Source organism: Novosphingobium sp. RL4 (assembly GCF_035658495.1).
Lineage (GTDB): Bacteria > Pseudomonadota > Alphaproteobacteria > Sphingomonadales > Sphingomonadaceae > Novosphingobium.
Map to the genome: position 1 here is coordinate 1314828 of NZ_CP141944.1, position 15038 is coordinate 1329865.

Below are 15038 nucleotides of genomic sequence, written 5' to 3' on the forward strand. Positions count from 1 at the left end.
TCGAAAAGGGCGGCGTACCGGCATCCGGTGCGCCGCCCTTTTGCGTTCACAATTGCCCGTGTCGTTGCAACCGATCGGGTTTCTGGGCATTTTCTTGCAGAGACCCCGCCAACGCAGGAGGCAGGCGCATGACACGAACCGAGATGGACCCGTTGCTCGAACCGAACGTGGAAAACGATCCCCTCGTCAGTTCGTTGAAGCAGGCCTCTGGCAAGGCCTGGGGCTGGGTGCTGGCTTACGGTGTTCTTCTCATGCTCATTGCCTTGCTGGTGGTTTCCCGCCCGCTTGTTGCAGGAGTGGCGACCGGGCTGCTCGTGGGCGTAGTTCTGGTTATCTACGGGATCGCTGCCATTGCTTCCGGCTGGACATCGCTTTCGCAGCGAGCGCGCTGGGTGGAAATCCTGCTGGGGCTGCTGGCGCTGATCGCGGGCGTCTTTGCGCTCGTCAATCCTGTTGCGGGCGCGCTTTCGCTCGTCTGGGCTATCGGTGCGTGGCTTCTCGTTTCGGGTGGATTTCAGATCGCCTTCGCGCTCAAGGCCCGGCACGACAAGGGATGGCGTCTGTTCCTCGGCGTTCTCGACGTGCTGCTGGGGTTTGTCCTGCTGTTCTCTTCACCGGGTATCGGTCTTGCCTTCCTGGCGATAATCATCATGGTCAGTCTGGTCGTGCGCGGTGTGTTCCTCATCATGCTCGCCCTCACACTGCGCAAGTCGGCGCAGGCTTGACCGCTCCCGTTAATCTGGCATTCATGTTTACAAACGTAGTCGATTACGTGTGTAAACGATGGAGGCCAGAGTGTCGGTCAATTCGGATCAGTCGGCTGAGCCGCCCGAGCGTATCTCGGATGCCGAACATGCGGTGATGGAGGCGCTCTGGTCCCGCAGTCCGCTTACGGCTGCGGAAGTCTGCGCAAAGGTCTGCGAACCGCGCGGCTGGACCCTGGCGACCGTCAAGACCCTGCTTTCGCGACTGGTCGCCAAGCAGGCGGTGACGACCGAACCCGACGGCAAGCGTTTTCTCTATTCTCCCAGCATTGCGCGTGAGGCTTATGTCGGCACTGAAAGCCGGCGGCTGGTCGACCGCCTGTTCGGGGGGAGGGCCGCACCGCTCTTTGCGCATCTTGCCGAAGCGGACGCATTGACCGAGAATGATATCGCCGAGATCGAAGCGCTCTTGAAGGAGCTGAAGTCATGATTGAATGGCTTACCGATACGCTCGTCATGACCGGTGCGCTCATGGCGCTGGTTCTGCTGGTCCGCCGCCCGGTATCGCGCTGGTTCGGTCCTGCCGCTGCCTATGCGCTATGGGCCTTGCCGGTCCTGAGGCTTGTTCTTCCGCCGCTGGCGCTGCCACGGGGGCTCTTCACCAGGCCCGATATCGTGGTCGAACAGACAACGGCGAACGCACTTCCTGCCGTTGATGCGGCGCTCGCCAATGCTAAGGCACCAATCGCGGGGCCCGTCGCGGATGCGGGTGCTTCGGTCCCGGTTGCCGCTATCGAGCCCGGAGTGCTGGCCCAGATACCCTGGGGCAATCTGGCGATCACTATCTGGCTGGCCGGAGCGGTGATTTTCCTTGCGCTCAGGGTTCGCAATTATCGGTTGATGAAGCAGGAACTGCTCGCCGATGCGCGGCAAGTGGCGCGGGCAGGCGATATCCGCATTGTCGAGACGCCGGCAGCCGGGGCGCCGCTGGCGTTCGGGGTGACGGACAGGGTCGTGGCGCTTCCCCGCGGATTTCTGGCGACGGTCGATTCGGAAAGCTCCGACTTCGCGATTGCGCACGAACTCGAACATCACGCCGGAAACGACCTGCTTGCGCTGATGGTGTTGCAGCCGCTGTTCGCGCTGCACTGGTTCAACCCGCTGGGTTGGGCTGCATGGCGCGCGCTGCGTGCGGATCAGGAGGCTGCCTGCGACGCCCGTGTCATGTCGGGGTGCAACCGCGAGATGCGTGCGCGTTACGGCCGCGTGATCGCCTCGTTCGCTGCAGGAACGCGGCTGACGCTGGCGGCGCCGATCGCCGGTACGCTGGCAGGAGAAAAGCCGATCATTCAGCGCCTGAAGGCGCTTGCCTCGGCCGAGGTCTCGCCGGCTAGGCGCGTGGTTGCGCGTAGTCTTTTCGCTTTTGCGATCGTTTCCGTGCCCTGCACCGCCACGGTCACTTATGCGGCGATGGAAGAGCCCGAGGCTCCGCCTGCACCTGAAATGCCTGCGGCCGAGCCGGCGGCGCCGCGCGCACCCGTCGTACCCGATGCTCCCGCGGAGCCTCAGGCGGCTTCTGCAGTAGAGCATGGCACCTGGACTTCTGAACCGGCGGAAATCTCTGAAGCGGCCGAGCCTCTCCCGTCCGCCGCATCGCCGCGCCCTGTTGCTGCGCCCTGGCCGTCCGCGCAGGCCGTGCGTTCTGCGCCCCCGGTGCCCCCGGCACCCCCGGCGCCTCCTCCGCCGCCTCCGCCGCCGTCATGGCAGGCTGCGGCGGACCGTGCGCTTGCCCGGGCCGATCATGATGCCGCCATGGCCAGAGCCATGCGGCGTGTGCCGAAGGTCGAGCAGTCCACCTCGTCGGACGGCCGGATCCAGACCATTCGAATCGTCAGCACGGACGAAAGCGGCAAGCGGGACGTCAGCAACACCATGACGCTCGACAGCACCTGCCCGGCAGACACGCATCGGTCTTCCGCCCACGCAAGGAATGGAAACCGTTCCACCTCGGTGCTGATCTGCACGGGTGCACCCAAGCACACCGCCGAAGTTTCATTGAAGGCCATCGCATCGGCGCGGGCAACAATTGCGGCTAACCGCAATCTCGACAGCATGGTGCGTAGCCAGATACTTGCGGAGTTGGACAAGGAAATGGCCGACACCCGCCGGGCCGCGCTGAACGAAGAGGGCATCTAGGCCGTATCAGGGCACCCGCTGGACCACGGGCTGCGAGGTGTAAGTCACCTCGCCCTGCCCAGTGGCCTTCGCGTCCTTCCCGGCCGGCTTGGGATCGGCCTTGGCATCGCTCTTCTCTTCGTCGCTGTTATGCCGTTCCAGCGCCTTTGCCTGAATGATCGCGGGCGTGGCGGGGGAGGCCGGGTACTTGCAGCCGCGTTCCGCGCCCACCCCCTTCAGGAAGCCGCGCCTTGCGACACCCGCCTGAATTGCGGCAAGGACTGCGCGTTCCTGGGCGTTGGCGCCGGAAATCTCCCGGATCAACCCGCGAAACGGAATGAACGAGCTGACGACCCATTTCGCCACTCGCCCGGTGCTCACACGGTCGCGCGCTTCCTGGGGCAAGTCCAGATCCGGACCAAGAATGCGGTCGAGTTCGGAGACGGCGGCGCTGATCTGCCTGCAGCCGCGCATCGAGGAAAGGTCGTAAGGCTTTTTCAATGCGGCGATCAGCGTGGGCGGAATCTCGGTCTTGTCGAGGTTGAGGTCCGTCACCGGCGTCTTGGCGACATCCACCACATCCGGGTCCTTGTTGGTGATAGGTTTGTCCTGGCGTGCCTCGGCCGAAGTCGCCGCGAGCGTACCCGCCAGAGCCGCAACGATCATGAAATGGCGCATTGAGTCCTCCTGTCCGCCCAGCCGGCGGCATCGCCGCCAGCCATGCGGATGGGAGGGAAAGCGCCAGCCTGGGGTTCAAATCATTTCATATCGTTAAACGTGTCGCAGGCGTCCTCGTTCCCTGTTTCCAATCCGCGCTTGAGCCATTCCATGCGCTGGGCGCTGGAGCCGTGCGTGAAGCTCTCAGGGCTCACGCGCTGGCCGGCGTTCTTCATCAGGGTATCGTCGCCGATGGCACTGGCGGCAGTCATGCCTTCCTCCATGTCGCCCGGCTCGATGCGGTCCTTGTTCCTGCCCACCCAGACGCCGGCATAGCAATCGGCCTGAAGTTCCATGCGGACCTGAAGGGAGTTGGCGCGCTGCGGGTTCTGGCGCTGGGCCTGCCGGACCTGACTGTCGATACCGAGCAGGTGCTGGATGTGATGGCCATATTCGTGAGCGACCACGTAGTAGCGTGCAAAGTCACCCTTGGCGCCAAGTTGCCGTTCAAGCTCGTCATAGAAGCTGGTGTCGATATAGATGCCCTGATCCGCCGGGCAGTAGAACGGGCCCATCGCGCTTTGCGCCGCGCCGCATCCCGACCTGTCCGTGCCGTTGTAGAAGCGCAGCATCGGTTGCTCGAACGCGATGTTGGCCTTCTGGAACAGGGGCTGCCAGGTGCGATTGAGCGAATCGAGCGCATTGCAGGATTCCAGCGAGTAGGCGTTCTGCTTGCAGGTCGCCGTGGTGTCCTGCGGCACGTCCTGCTGGACGGACGCGGGTTGCTGCTGCTGTACGTTCTCCAGCGTACCGAGCATCTGCGCGGGGTCTACGCCGAATACGAGCGCGCCGATCAGCACGATCACCAGCGAGCCGCAGCCCATCTTGCCGCCGCGCCCGCCGGGGAAGCTCCTTCCCCCCTGGCTGACGCGGATATTGTCGGGGTCGAACTCATCGAGCCGCATCGCGAAGGATCCTTTCCGTCAGCCGTCCTGGGCCGTTGAGAGTAGCCACAGGCTCAAGTCCTGTTCAATCGCTTTTGGCGCGTGAGGTTCCAGCGTTGCCATCCGGCCACAAATGCTGTCATGCCTCTGTGCGTGCGCGGGAAATGCTAACCGCCTGCCGAAATCCGTCGTATAGGCATCGACACGATGAACAGGGGATTCAAGGCAGGACTGGCTCGTGCGGTTGGCGCGGCGGCGCTCGGCGCGGTGCTGGTCAGCGGGCATCCGCTGCTTTCGGCGATATCCCGGGCGGATCAGGAACTGGCCGCCCGGCTGCGCGCCCATATCGAAGTGCTTGCGAGCGACGATTTCGACGGCCGCGAACCCGGTACCGACGGCGAGGCGAAGACCCTGCGCTATCTCGGCAAGCAATGGTTCGATATCGGGCTGGTATCGGGCACCAACGATCCGGGGCATGAGTGGTTCGCGCCGGTCACGCTGGTCGCGCGCGAACCTTCCGCTTCCGCGGCGCGGTTCCTGCGCAAGGGCGCGCGAAGCACCGTTTCCCCCGACGGCGTTCTGGTGCTGACCTCCGGCAAGCGCAGTCTCGTGCGCAATGTCCCGCTGCTGTTCCTCGGCAAGGGGCGCGGGCGGGACTATACGCGCACCGAACTTGCCGGCCGCGTGGCGGTGGTGCTCGACGGCGATACGCCCGATGGCGAACGCCAGAACGACCTTCTCGCGCTTGGCGCTTCCGCCGTGCTGACGGTGCTGGACGGCGATCGCAGCCTCGATCAGGTTGCCGCGCGGCGCCAGCGTTCGGGTTATGCGCTGTCTGACGATTCTCTCGGCGGCGATCTCGAAGCCTTCATCACCCGTGAGGCCATGACCGCGCTGCTCAAGGGCACGTCACGCTCGCTCGACGATCTGGAGCAACTGGCGGCCAAGCCCGATTTCGTGCCGGTGGCGCTTGATGTGACCGGGTCTTTCGAGGCGACCACGCGCGAGACGACGATCCGCACGCATAATCTGATCGGCAAGCTCCCGGGGCGCCGTCCCGAAACCGGGGCCGTGCTGTTCCTTGCGCACTGGGACCATTTCGGCGAATGCGGGGAGGCTCCGGCCGAGGACCTGATCTGCAATGGCGCGATAGACAATGCCAGCGGCCTCGCGGCGCTGACCGAAGTGGCCCGGCGTCTTGCGCGCGGGCAGCAGCTCGATCGCGATGTCTATTTCCTGGCGACCACCGGCGAGGAACTTGGCCTGCTGGGCGCGCATGCCTTTGCGGAAAGCCCGCCGCTTCCGCCCGGCCAGATCGTGGCGGCATTCAACATCGATTCCAATGCGATCGCGCCGAAAGGCACGCCCTTTGCCATCGTCGGCCGCGGGCTGACCGGCCTCGATGCGGAAATCGCCAAGGTCGCCAAGGCCGAGAAGGTCAAGCTGCGCGCCAATGACGACGCCAACGAATATATGCGCCGCCAGGACGGCTGGGCCTTGTTGCAGCACGATATTCCGGCGGTGATGGTTACCACGGCCTATGGTGACATCGACCGCATGCGGGCCTTCTTCGATGGAGACTATCACCGGCCGAGCGACGACCTGGCCCATATGGCAAAGCCGCTGGAGCTTGGCGGCGCGGTGGAGGACGTGAAGATGCTGACCGCGCTCGGCCGCTGGTTCGGCGATCTGCGCCGGGTGCCGGCGGGCTCCGCGCCAACGCGTGCCGCGCCGGCCGACAAGACGGTGAAATGAGGTACTAGCACTAGCGCCCCCCTTTGATTACATGGGCCGCCACGATTCTCCCCGGTACAAGGTTATGGTGGCGCTCATGGATATCCAGCTCGGACTTACTTTCGACGACGTACTGCTTCGTCCTGCGAAGTCCGACATCGTCCCGACGCAGGCCGATACCCGTAGCCGCCTTACGCGCGATATCTCGCTCAACATCCCGGTGATCTCGTCCGCGATGGACACCGTGACCGAGGCCGACATGGCCATCGTCATGGCCCAGCTCGGCGGAATCGGCGTGCTTCACCGCAACCTCACGATCGAGGAACAGTGCGCTGCCGTGCGCGCCGTGAAGCGCTACGAAAGCGGCATGGTCGTCAATCCGATCACGATCTCGCCTGATGCCACGCTGGGGGAAGCGCAGGCGATCATGCAGGCCAACCGGATCAGCGGCATTCCCGTGGTGGAGAACTCGGGCAAGCTCGTCGGCATTCTCACCAATCGCGACGTGCGCTTTGCAGCCAACCCGGCGCAGCCCGTGCGCGAACTGATGACGCATGAGAACCTCGCCACGGTGCGGGTCGGCGTCGATCAGGACGAAGCTCGCCGCCTGCTGCACGCCCGCCGCATCGAGAAGCTGCTGGTGGTCGACAATGACTTCCGCTGCGTCGGCCTGATCACCGTCAAGGACATCGAGAAGGCTGTCACTTACCCCGACGCCACCAAGGATGCCGCCGGCCGCCTGCGCGTCGCCGCTGCGACGACCGTGGGCGAAAAGGGCTTCGCCCGCACCGAGGCGCTGCTTGCGGCCGAGTGCGACGTTGTCGTCATCGACACGGCACACGGCCACAACAAGGACGTGGCGCTCGCGGTTGAGCGGGTGAAGAAGATGTCGAATTCGGCACAGGTCATCGCCGGCAACATCGCCACCGCCGAAGCGGCGCGCGCGCTGATCGACGCGGGTGCGGACTGCGTGAAGGTGGGCATCGGGCCGGGTTCGATCTGCACCACGCGCATCGTTGCAGGTGTCGGCGTGCCGCAGCTGACCGCGATCATGGATGCCGCGGAAGAAGCCGACAAGGCGGGCGTCCCGGTCATCGCCGATGGCGGCCTGCGCACTTCGGGTGATGCTGCCAAGGCACTGGCCGCCGGCGCCTCGACCATCATGGTCGGCTCGATGCTTGCCGGTACCGAGGAAGCGCCGGGCGAGACGTTCCTCTACCAGGGCCGTGCCTATAAGTCGTATCGCGGCATGGGTTCGGTGGGCGCCATGGGCCGCGGTTCGGCGGACCGCTACTTCCAGGGTGACATCAAGGACCAGATGAAGCTGGTTCCCGAAGGTATCGAAGGCCAGGTAGCCTACAAGGGCCCCGCGAAGGACGTCATTCACCAGCTCGTGGGCGGGGTGAAGGCGGCCATGGGCTATACCGGTTCGGCCACCATCGAGGACCTTCGCAAGAACGCCCAGTTCGTCCGTATCACCAATGCCGGCTTGCGCGAAAGCCACGTCCATGACGTGACGATCACCCGCGAGGCGCCGAACTACCCGACGCGCTGATCGCCGCAGGTTTCGACATCGGTTCGAGGGCTGGGGGATGACGCCGGGCGCACGAGTACAGGCGGCGATCGAGATTCTCGATCAGGTGATCGCCGCCGCACGCGCCAACGGCGCACCGGCGGATCGCCTGATCGGGGACTGGTTCCGTACGCGCCGATTTGCAGGCAGCAAGGACCGGCGCGCCGTTCGTGAGCTTGCCTACCGTGCGATCAGGGCCTGCGGCGAAGTACCGGAAACGGGCCGGGCGGCCATGCTGCGGGTGGCTGCGGAAGACCGGGAAGTTGCCGCCCTGTTTGACGGTACGGGCCATTCTCCGGCCACGATCGTGGCGGGAGAACCCGTTGCGGAGGCCGGTCTGGCTCCGCAATGGCTGGTGGAACGCTTCGCCGCCAGCGGTGTCGCCGCGGCAGATGCGGCGGCCTTGCTGGACCGGGCCCCGCTCGACATCCGCGTCAATACGCTCAAGGCCGCAAGCCTTGCCTTGCCGGAGGGCGGCGAGCGATCGGTGGCCGCCAACGGCTGGCGCTATCCGCCGGAAACCCGCATCGAACAGTCCGCAGCCTATGTTCAGGGCGCGATCGAGGTGCAGGACACCGGCTCCCAGCTCACGTGCGAAGTGGTTGCCGCCCGTGCGGGCGAGACGATCATGGACTTGTGCGCAGGGGCAGGGGGCAAGACCCTGGCGCTGGCGGCAGCCATGGACAATTCCGGCGCTCTGGTGGCCTGCGACACCGACCGGACACGCCTCTCGCGCCTTGCGCCTCGCGCGGAGCGTGCCGGGGCGACGGGCATCGAAACCGTTCTGCTCGATCCGGGCAAGGAACTTCAGGCGCTGCAACGCTTTGCAGGGGCTGCCGATGCGGTGCTGGTGGATGCACCCTGTTCCGGAACCGGGACCTGGCGCCGCAATCCCGAGGCGCGCTGGCGGCTCACCGAGGCGCAACTGGGCCGATACGTCGCCACCCAGTCGCGCCTGCTCGATATTGCGGCGCAGCTCGTGAAGCCCGGTGGAAGGCTGGTTTTCGTCACCTGTTCGCTGCTGGACGAGGAAGGCGCGAAGCAGGCCGAAGGCTTCCTGAAGCGGCATCCGGACTGGTCTGCGGCGATGCCCGACCTGCCCGTCGGAACGCCGCGTGGCCCCGGTTTGCGCCTCTCTCCGTGGCACGACGGTACCGACGGCTTTTTCGTCGCGCGTTTTGAACGCCTGTGATAGCGTCGCGGTCATGATGAGGACGAAGCCCTCGGCCAAGGACATTTTGATGCGTTACACGCCTGCCGCGATTGCTCTTTCCCTTGTTGTTGCCGTTTCTTCCAGCGCCATCCTGTCAGCGCCCGTCGCGGCTCTCGACCCGCGCACGGCAATGCTCATGGGAGAGGGCCGCGCGGCTGCCGAGGCGGGTAATCTCAACGGTGCGATCGATGCCTACGAGGCGGCGCTGACGGTCGAGCCCGGCAATGTATCGGTTCTTCTCGCCCTGGCGGACGCCACTCGCGGGCAGGGGCTCCAGGGCAAGGCCCTGCATTATTACCGCGTCGCGCTTGGTACTGACCCGCGCAATGTGGCGGCCATCGCCGGAGAGGGGATCGCGCTTGCCGAAAAGGGCGCGACCGAGAAGGCGAATCGCAATCTCGCCCGCCTCCAGACGCTCTGCGGCAAGGATTGCGCCGAGACGGAGAAGCTGGCGGCAGCGATCGCCCGTGGGCCGTCGACGCGCATGGTCAGCGCCGAATCGGTGACCGCGAAGCCGGCCGTTTCGGAAAACTGAGTTTGGGGAATTGCGGCGTGCCCGGTTCGGGCAGGCCGGAAATTCAGATCAGTGCCCGGAATTCTTCCAGAACGGCCCGATAGACACGCTTCTTGAAGGGCACGATCAGCTCTGGAAGCAGTTCGGCGTCGATCCACTTCCATTCGCAGAACTCGGCCGGCTTGTGCGCGTCGAGGTCGATGTCGGCATCGGCGCCATCGAAGCGTGCCAGATACCAGGTCTGGCGCTGGCCGCGATACTTGCCCTTCCACAGCTTGCCGATGAGTTCGTCCGGCAGGTCGTAAAGCAGCTCTTCCCGCGTGTGCGACAGGATGGTGACGTGCTTTTCGGTGACGCCGGTTTCCTCCCAAAGCTCGCGAAAAGCCGCGGCCTTCAGGTCTTCGCCCTCGTCGACGCCGCCCTGGGGCATCTGCCACCAGTCGCCTTCCTTGGTGTCGATCCGCTTGCCGACGAAGACCTTGCCGTCTGAATTGACGAGCATGACGCCGACACAGGGGCGGTAGGGCAGGGACGCGAAGTCTTTCATCGGTGAGCGGGATTCCATGGTGATTGGGAGAAGCGTCATTCGGAAATCGGCGGCAGGATTACCGGAGCGGATCGCATGACTCCAGAATGGCCCAAGGGCGCTCGCATTGCCAGTGCGATTTATGCTTCCATCCCCGGTAACCGATTTGGGGGGCGGGGCTATTTGTGGCCCTGAGCATTTTTCCGTTTTGCGTCGATACCGAGCGGGCATAGTCTTGCGAACGGGAAAACAAGCCGTCGGCACAAGACCGGCATTCCCGGGAGAGGACGATGATGGCGACAATCTCATCGGATAAGGGCTCATCGGGCTCATCGGATAAGGGCATCTTCTCCGGCGCGGCGGGCGGAGCGCCGGATGCACCGGCCGTGGAAGCGGTGGTCGTGCGCTTTGCCGGCGATTCGGGAGACGGCATGCAGCTGACCGGGGGGCAGTTTACGCTCTCCACGGCGCTTGCCGGGAACGATCTTGCCACTTTCCCGGATTTCCCCGCCGAAATCCGGGCACCGCAAGGGACGCTGTTCGGGGTCTCGGCATTCCAGATCAATTTCGGCTCGAGCGAGATCACCACGGCGGGGGATGCGCCGGACGTGCTCGTTGCCATGAACCCGGCAGCGCTCAAGACCAACATCCATGCGCTGAAGACCGGCGGGCTGGTCATCATCGACACGGGCGAGTTCGGCAGGCGCAATCTCGAAAAGGCGAAGTATGCCGAGAACCCGCTGGAAGACGGAAGTCTCGCCAGATGGGACGTGCTGGCATTCGATATTTCGGCGTTGACGCTCGAAGCGGTGAAGCCTTTCGGCCTCGGCAACAAGGAGGCGCTGCGCTGCAAGAACATGTGGACGCTTGGCCTCGCGCTGTGGATGTTCGATCGTGACCGGCAGCCGCTGGTGGACTGGCTTACGGCGAAGTCCGCGAAGGAGCCGGTCCTTGCCCAGGCGAACGTCGCCGCCCTCAATGCCGGACACGCCTATGGGGAGACGGCCGAAATCGCCGGGCCGCTTCGCAAGCTGCATATCGATCCCGTGCCTGCCGAGCCGGGCCTCTACCGCACGATCACCGGCGCCGAGGCGATCTCGCTGGGGCTGGTCACCGGCTGCCGCCTGGCCGAACTGCCGATGTTCTTCGGCGGCTATCCGATCACGCCCGCCTCGGCGATCCTGCATCATCTCGTGAAGATGAAGGAGTTCGGCGTCACCACGTTTCAGGCCGAGGACGAGATCGCCGCGATCTGCTCTGCCATCGGGGCGAGCTATGCCGGGCAGCTTGGCGTAACCTCGTCCTCCGGTCCCGGAATCGCGCTGAAGGGTGAGGCGATGGGTCTGGCGGTGATGACCGAATTGCCGCTGGTGATCGTCAACTCCCAGCGCGGTGGTCCTTCCACCGGATTGCCGACCAAGACCGAGCAATCGGACCTCTATCAGGCCGTCTACGGCCGTAACGGCGATGCACCGCTGCCGGTGATTGCCGCGCGTTCGCCGGCCGATGCCTTCGAATGCGCCATCGAGGCCTGCCGCATCGCCACCCGCTACATGACGCCGGTGATCCTGCTGACGGACGGCTATATCGGCAATGCGTCCGAGCCCTGGAAAGTCCCCGATCCCGACAGCTTCGAGCCGTTCCCCGTCCGCTTCCTGGAGGAAAGGAACGGCGGGGACCGCGTGCTGCCCTACAAGCGGGACGAACGCGGCGTCCGCCCCTGGATCAGGCCGGGCACGCCCGGCCTCATGCACCGCATAGGGGGAATCGAGAAGGCGGTGGACAGCGGGAACATCGACTATGCGCCAGACGTGCATCAGCTCCAGACGGATGCGCGCAAGGCCAGGATCGACGGTATAGCCCAAACCGTTCCGCCGCAGGAAGTCTGCCTGGGCGAGGCGAAGGGAAGATTGCTGGTGATCGGCTGGGGATCGACATTCGGGCCGATCCATCAGGCCGTCCGGCGCGCCCGCAGGCTGGGGCTCGACGTCAGCCATGCCCATGTCCGCCATATCTGGCCGCTGCCCGGAAATCTGGGCGAGCTGCTGTCCGGGTTCGAGCATATCCTGGTGCCGGAAATGAACACCGGTCAGTTCAAGACGCTGCTGCGCGACCGCTTCCTCGTGGATGCCGTATCGCTGGGCAAGACGAGCGGCCAGCCTTTCGCGATCGCCGAACTCGAAACGGCGATCTTCCGGTTCTTCGACGGGGTGCCCGGAAACGAAGGCGGCGAAGTGGCGGTCAACGAAACCCAGCTTCCCGCGCCCGAAATCGAACAGCCCTGAGCATTTCGGACGGAGACTTCCTCATGAACGACATGACCCCGATCGAGACGACGCTGAAAGACTGGGAAACGGATCAGGAAGTGCGCTGGTGCCCGGGTTGCGGCGACTATGCGATCCTGAAGGCGGTGCAGCGGACCCTGCCGTTGCTGGGCGCCGATCCGAAGAACACCGTGTTCGTTTCGGGCATCGGCTGTTCGAGCCGGTTCCCCTACTATGTCGAGAGCTACGGCTTCCACACCATCCATGGCCGGGCGCCGGCGGTGGCGACCGGGATAAAGCTGGCCAATCCCGAACTCGACGTCTGGCTGGTGACGGGCGACGGCGACGGCATGTCGATCGGCGGCAATCACACGATGCATATCCTGCGGCGCAATCTCGATTGCCAGATCATGCTGTTCAACAACGAGATCTACGGCCTGACCAAGGGCCAGTATTCTCCCACTAGCCGCACCGGCACGCCTTCGCCGACATCGCCGGCAGGGTCGGTGGACCGCCCGGCGAGCCCCTGTGCGTTCGCGCTTGGTTCGGGCGCGCGCTTCGTGGCCCGCAGTTACGACGTTTCGAAAGACCTGCCCGAAGTGCTCCAGGCGGCCTATCGCCACAAGGGCGCGGCCTTCATCGAGATTTTCCAGAATTGCATAGTCTACAACAAGGACCGATTCGACGACTTCACGGCCAAGGCGGTCTCGGCGGACATGCAGGTCCAGTGCCGGGACGGTGAGCCGCTGCTTTTCGCAAAGGAAAGCAAGGGCCTGGCGCTCGATTCCGATACGTTTTCGCTGAAAGTCGTCGAGGTCGCCGGGGGTGACTGGCAGGCAGCGGGGGTGCTGGTCCACAATGCCCGGAATCGCGGGCTTGCGCATATGCTGGTCGAGATGCCGTTCGGACCGTTTCCCATGGCACTCGGCGTGATTTACGACGATCCCGCGCCGACTTTCGAAAGCGCCGTGATCGCGGAGCGGGAGGGCCTGATCGCCGGAAAGTCCGCAGACCTTGGCAAATTGCTCGCGCGCGGCCAGACTTGGACGGTTTCCTGATCCACGTTCTCGAGGTCGCGTTTTCTGGACAATATCACTCACAGCCTTGTCGGCTGGGCGCTGGCGGAGACCGGTCTCATGCGGCGGAGCCGCAAGGGGCTGGCGGCCTGCGTGCTGGCGGCGAACATGCCGGATATCGACGTATTCTTCGGCTGGTCTTCCTGGGCACCGCTGGCGATGCACCGGGGCTTCACTCATGGCCTCGTCGGCGGCGTGCTGCTCATGCCGCCTCTGCTCGCGGCGCTGCTCTGGCTGTTCGACCGCTGGCAGGCGAAGCGCGGCAAGGTGTTCGCACGCGGGCCTCGGATGCACTTCGGCTGGCTGGTGACACTATGCTACCTCGGCGCGCTGACCCATCCCCTGCTGGACCTCCAGAACGTCTATGCGGTCCAGTTGTTCTCGCCGATGAGCGGGGCGTGGTTCCATACCGACGGGCTGTTCATCATCGACCCGTGGGTCTGGATCGTGCTGGGGCTGGGCATCTGGCGCAGAAGGCGATCCGGCAGCGCCGTGCCCGCGATTGCCTCGCTGCTGGTCGTCCTGGCCTATATCGCCGCGAACATCGGCATCGCCCGGCTGGCCTATGAGGCGCCCGGTGTCAGGGCGGATCGGATATTCGCCGGGCCGGAGCCGCTGGCGTTCTGGCGCCGCGAAGTGATCTGGCGGGAGGGCGGCATGATCGGGAAAGGCAGATACGACCTGTTGCGCAAGGCGGACGCCCTGATTTCGCGCGAACCGTTGCGGCCGGACAACATGGCCGATCCGCTGGTTCGCCGCGCTGCCGCGGCGAATCTCGAGGTCGCGCGGTTTCTGGCATGGTCGAACCTGCCGATGGCCGGGATCGAGCGACGGGGCTGCACCGCCCGCGTGACCTTCCGCGACGCGCGTTTCGAGGGGCCGCGTTTCGAGAACAGTTTCTCCGCCTCGGCGGAAGTTCCTACGGACGGTCCCGGTTGTCCGGGTCGGTGAACTCGTCCGCGGCGTGAACCATGGTCTGCGCGGGATGGTAGAGCAGGGCGCTGGCAAGGAACGACCAGCCCGCTCCGCCCAGCCAGCCCGCCATGACGTCGCTCGGCCAGTGGACGCCCAGCCAGACGCGGCTCCATGCAACGGCAAGGCTGAGCGCCATGGCCGCGGCAACCAGCGTATGGCGAACGCTTGCACGGGGGCTCAGCGCTGCGAAGGCGAGAGCCAGGGCGATGTAGGTGGAGGCGGCGTTGAAGCTGTGCCCGCTCGGGAAGCTGGCGCCGCCCGCTTCGGTGAGACGAAGCAGGATTTCGGGGCGCGGGCGGCCGAACAGTGCCTTGAACCCGATGTTGACGAGGCTGGCGCTCAGCACCGTCAGCGCCAGCAGCACCGCCTCGCGGCGGCAGCGCAGCCAGAACAGGGCGACGACCGCGCAGATCGTGTAGAGCTTGAGCTGGAGAAAGCCGCCCATCGCGGTCAGGTCGCGAACCCATTCCAGCAGCCATGTGGGGCCGAGCGGCCTCAGGTCCTCGGTGCGCCAGAACAGCAGGCCGATCCGGTCGAACTGCGCGGTTCGGCCGGTCGGCACGGCCCAGGCGAACAGGGCAAAGGTGGACCAGCAGGCAAGCGCCGCGATCAGCGCCTTGCGCGGGTCGATCCGGTGACGCGGAGCGATCGTTCTTTCGGAAGACAGGGTCATTGGCCTAGGG

The 15038-nt window shown here is 65.2% G+C and carries 14 protein-coding genes; 10 read left to right on the forward strand and 4 right to left on the reverse strand.

Translation table 11 applies throughout. From position 1 onward, the window contains the following. Nucleotides 1-128 precede the first annotated feature (128 nt). Genes U9J33_RS06415 through U9J33_RS06425 form a run of 3 tightly spaced genes read left to right on the forward strand, consistent with a single transcriptional unit; the run spans nt 129 to nt 2900 of the window. Nucleotides 129-725, forward strand: a complete 597-nt coding sequence (locus U9J33_RS06415) for an HdeD family acid-resistance protein (protein WP_054440361.1) — start codon at nt 129-131, stop codon at nt 723-725. Between the two features lie 58 nt (nt 726-783). Further along, nucleotides 784-1194, forward strand: coding sequence for a BlaI/MecI/CopY family transcriptional regulator (locus U9J33_RS06420; protein WP_054440364.1), 411 nt, complete (start codon nt 784-786; stop codon nt 1192-1194). Then, on the forward strand, nt 1191-2900 hold the full coding sequence (locus U9J33_RS06425) for a M56 family metallopeptidase (protein WP_324698642.1): 1710 nt from the start codon (nt 1191-1193) through the stop codon (nt 2898-2900). Before U9J33_RS06420 ends, U9J33_RS06425 begins: the two co-directional genes overlap by 4 nt. Before the next feature lie 6 nt (nt 2901-2906). On the opposite strand, the gene U9J33_RS06430 is transcribed toward U9J33_RS06425, so the two are convergent. Both U9J33_RS06430 and U9J33_RS06435 read right to left on the reverse strand, forming a co-directional pair. Then, on the reverse strand, nt 2907-3557 hold the full coding sequence (locus U9J33_RS06430; RefSeq protein WP_324698643.1) for a hypothetical protein: 651 nt from the start codon (nt 3555-3557) through the stop codon (nt 2907-2909). An 80-nt stretch (nt 3558-3637) separates the two neighbouring features. Continuing rightward, nucleotides 3638-4501, reverse strand: a complete 864-nt coding sequence (locus U9J33_RS06435; RefSeq protein ID WP_324698644.1) for a neutral zinc metallopeptidase — start codon at nt 4499-4501, stop codon at nt 3638-3640. Nucleotides 4502-4687: 186 nt separating this feature from the next. On the opposite strand from U9J33_RS06435, the gene U9J33_RS06440 reads away from it, so the two are divergent. The 4 genes from U9J33_RS06440 to U9J33_RS06455 all read left to right on the forward strand — a co-directional run bounded on the left by U9J33_RS06440 (nt 4688) and on the right by U9J33_RS06455 (nt 9535). Next, nucleotides 4688-6235, forward strand: a complete 1548-nt coding sequence (locus tag U9J33_RS06440; RefSeq protein ID WP_324698645.1) for a M28 family peptidase — start codon at nt 4688-4690, stop codon at nt 6233-6235. Nucleotides 6236-6311: 76 nt separating this feature from the next. Then, nucleotides 6312-7769 carry an IMP dehydrogenase gene (guaB, locus tag U9J33_RS06445; RefSeq protein WP_185997818.1) on the forward strand — a complete coding sequence of 486 codons (1458 nt, stop codon included), beginning with the start codon at nt 6312-6314 and terminating at the stop codon, nt 7767-7769. 37 nt (nt 7770-7806) lie between these two features. Continuing rightward, nucleotides 7807-8979 (forward strand): RsmB/NOP family class I SAM-dependent RNA methyltransferase, encoded by a 1173-nt coding sequence (locus U9J33_RS06450; RefSeq protein ID WP_324698646.1) that lies wholly within the window; start codon nt 7807-7809, stop codon nt 8977-8979. A gap of 13 nt (nt 8980-8992) precedes the next feature. Then, nucleotides 8993-9535 carry a tetratricopeptide repeat protein gene (locus U9J33_RS06455; RefSeq protein WP_185997817.1) on the forward strand — a complete coding sequence of 181 codons (543 nt, stop codon included), beginning with the start codon at nt 8993-8995 and terminating at the stop codon, nt 9533-9535. 43 nt (nt 9536-9578) lie between these two features. On the opposite strand, the gene U9J33_RS06460 is transcribed toward U9J33_RS06455, so the two are convergent. After that, nucleotides 9579-10061 carry an RNA pyrophosphohydrolase gene (locus tag U9J33_RS06460; protein WP_292635707.1) on the reverse strand — a complete coding sequence of 161 codons (483 nt, stop codon included), beginning with the start codon at nt 10059-10061 and terminating at the stop codon, nt 9579-9581. Nucleotides 10062-10330: 269 nt separating this feature from the next. Between U9J33_RS06460 and U9J33_RS06465 the strand changes: the two genes are divergently transcribed. From U9J33_RS06465 to U9J33_RS06475, 3 genes are all read left to right on the forward strand, one after another. Continuing rightward, nucleotides 10331-12325, forward strand: a complete 1995-nt coding sequence (locus tag U9J33_RS06465) for a 2-oxoacid:acceptor oxidoreductase subunit alpha (RefSeq protein ID WP_324698647.1) — start codon at nt 10331-10333, stop codon at nt 12323-12325. 23 nt (nt 12326-12348) lie between these two features. Further along, on the forward strand, nt 12349-13362 hold the full coding sequence (locus tag U9J33_RS06470; RefSeq protein ID WP_324698648.1) for a 2-oxoacid:ferredoxin oxidoreductase subunit beta: 1014 nt from the start codon (nt 12349-12351) through the stop codon (nt 13360-13362). Nucleotides 13363-13440: 78 nt separating this feature from the next. After that, entirely contained in the window at nt 13441-14331 is an 891-nt protein-coding gene (locus U9J33_RS06475; RefSeq protein ID WP_324698649.1) for a metal-dependent hydrolase, read from the forward strand. On the opposite strand, the gene U9J33_RS06480 is transcribed toward U9J33_RS06475, so the two are convergent. After that, nucleotides 14300-15028 carry a phosphatase PAP2 family protein gene (locus tag U9J33_RS06480; RefSeq protein ID WP_324698650.1) on the reverse strand — a complete coding sequence of 243 codons (729 nt, stop codon included), beginning with the start codon at nt 15026-15028 and terminating at the stop codon, nt 14300-14302. The two genes, U9J33_RS06475 and U9J33_RS06480, sit on opposite strands and share 32 nt — an antisense overlap. Nucleotides 15029-15038 lie beyond the last annotated feature (10 nt).

What these genes read in the sequence shown, in the direction of transcription:
- U9J33_RS06435 (WP_324698644.1), bottom strand. Translation starts at nt 4,501, where the DNA reads ATGCGGCTCGATGAGTTCGACCCCGACAATATCCGCGTCAGCCAGGGG.
- U9J33_RS06480 (WP_324698650.1), bottom strand. Translation starts at nt 15,028, where the DNA reads ATGACCCTGTCTTCCGAAAGAACGATCGCTCCGCGTCACCGGATCGAC.
- U9J33_RS06425 (WP_324698642.1), top strand. Translation starts at nt 1,191, where the DNA reads ATGATTGAATGGCTTACCGATACGCTCGTCATGACCGGTGCGCTCATG.
- U9J33_RS06465 (WP_324698647.1), top strand. Translation starts at nt 10,331, where the DNA reads ATGATGGCGACAATCTCATCGGATAAGGGCTCATCGGGCTCATCGGAT.
- guaB (WP_185997818.1), top strand. Translation starts at nt 6,312, where the DNA reads ATGGATATCCAGCTCGGACTTACTTTCGACGACGTACTGCTTCGTCCT.
- U9J33_RS06420 (WP_054440364.1), top strand. Translation starts at nt 784, where the DNA reads ATGGAGGCCAGAGTGTCGGTCAATTCGGATCAGTCGGCTGAGCCGCCC.
- U9J33_RS06440 (WP_324698645.1), top strand. Translation starts at nt 4,688, where the DNA reads ATGAACAGGGGATTCAAGGCAGGACTGGCTCGTGCGGTTGGCGCGGCG.
- U9J33_RS06455 (WP_185997817.1), top strand. Translation starts at nt 8,993, where the DNA reads ATGATGAGGACGAAGCCCTCGGCCAAGGACATTTTGATGCGTTACACG.
- U9J33_RS06460 (WP_292635707.1), bottom strand. Translation starts at nt 10,061, where the DNA reads ATGAAAGACTTCGCGTCCCTGCCCTACCGCCCCTGTGTCGGCGTCATG.
- U9J33_RS06470 (WP_324698648.1), top strand. Translation starts at nt 12,349, where the DNA reads ATGAACGACATGACCCCGATCGAGACGACGCTGAAAGACTGGGAAACG.
- U9J33_RS06450 (WP_324698646.1), top strand. Translation starts at nt 7,807, where the DNA reads ATGACGCCGGGCGCACGAGTACAGGCGGCGATCGAGATTCTCGATCAG.
- U9J33_RS06475 (WP_324698649.1), top strand. Translation starts at nt 13,441, where the DNA reads ATGCGGCGGAGCCGCAAGGGGCTGGCGGCCTGCGTGCTGGCGGCGAAC.
- U9J33_RS06430 (WP_324698643.1), bottom strand. Translation starts at nt 3,557, where the DNA reads ATGCGCCATTTCATGATCGTTGCGGCTCTGGCGGGTACGCTCGCGGCG.
- U9J33_RS06415 (WP_054440361.1), top strand. Translation starts at nt 129, where the DNA reads ATGACACGAACCGAGATGGACCCGTTGCTCGAACCGAACGTGGAAAAC.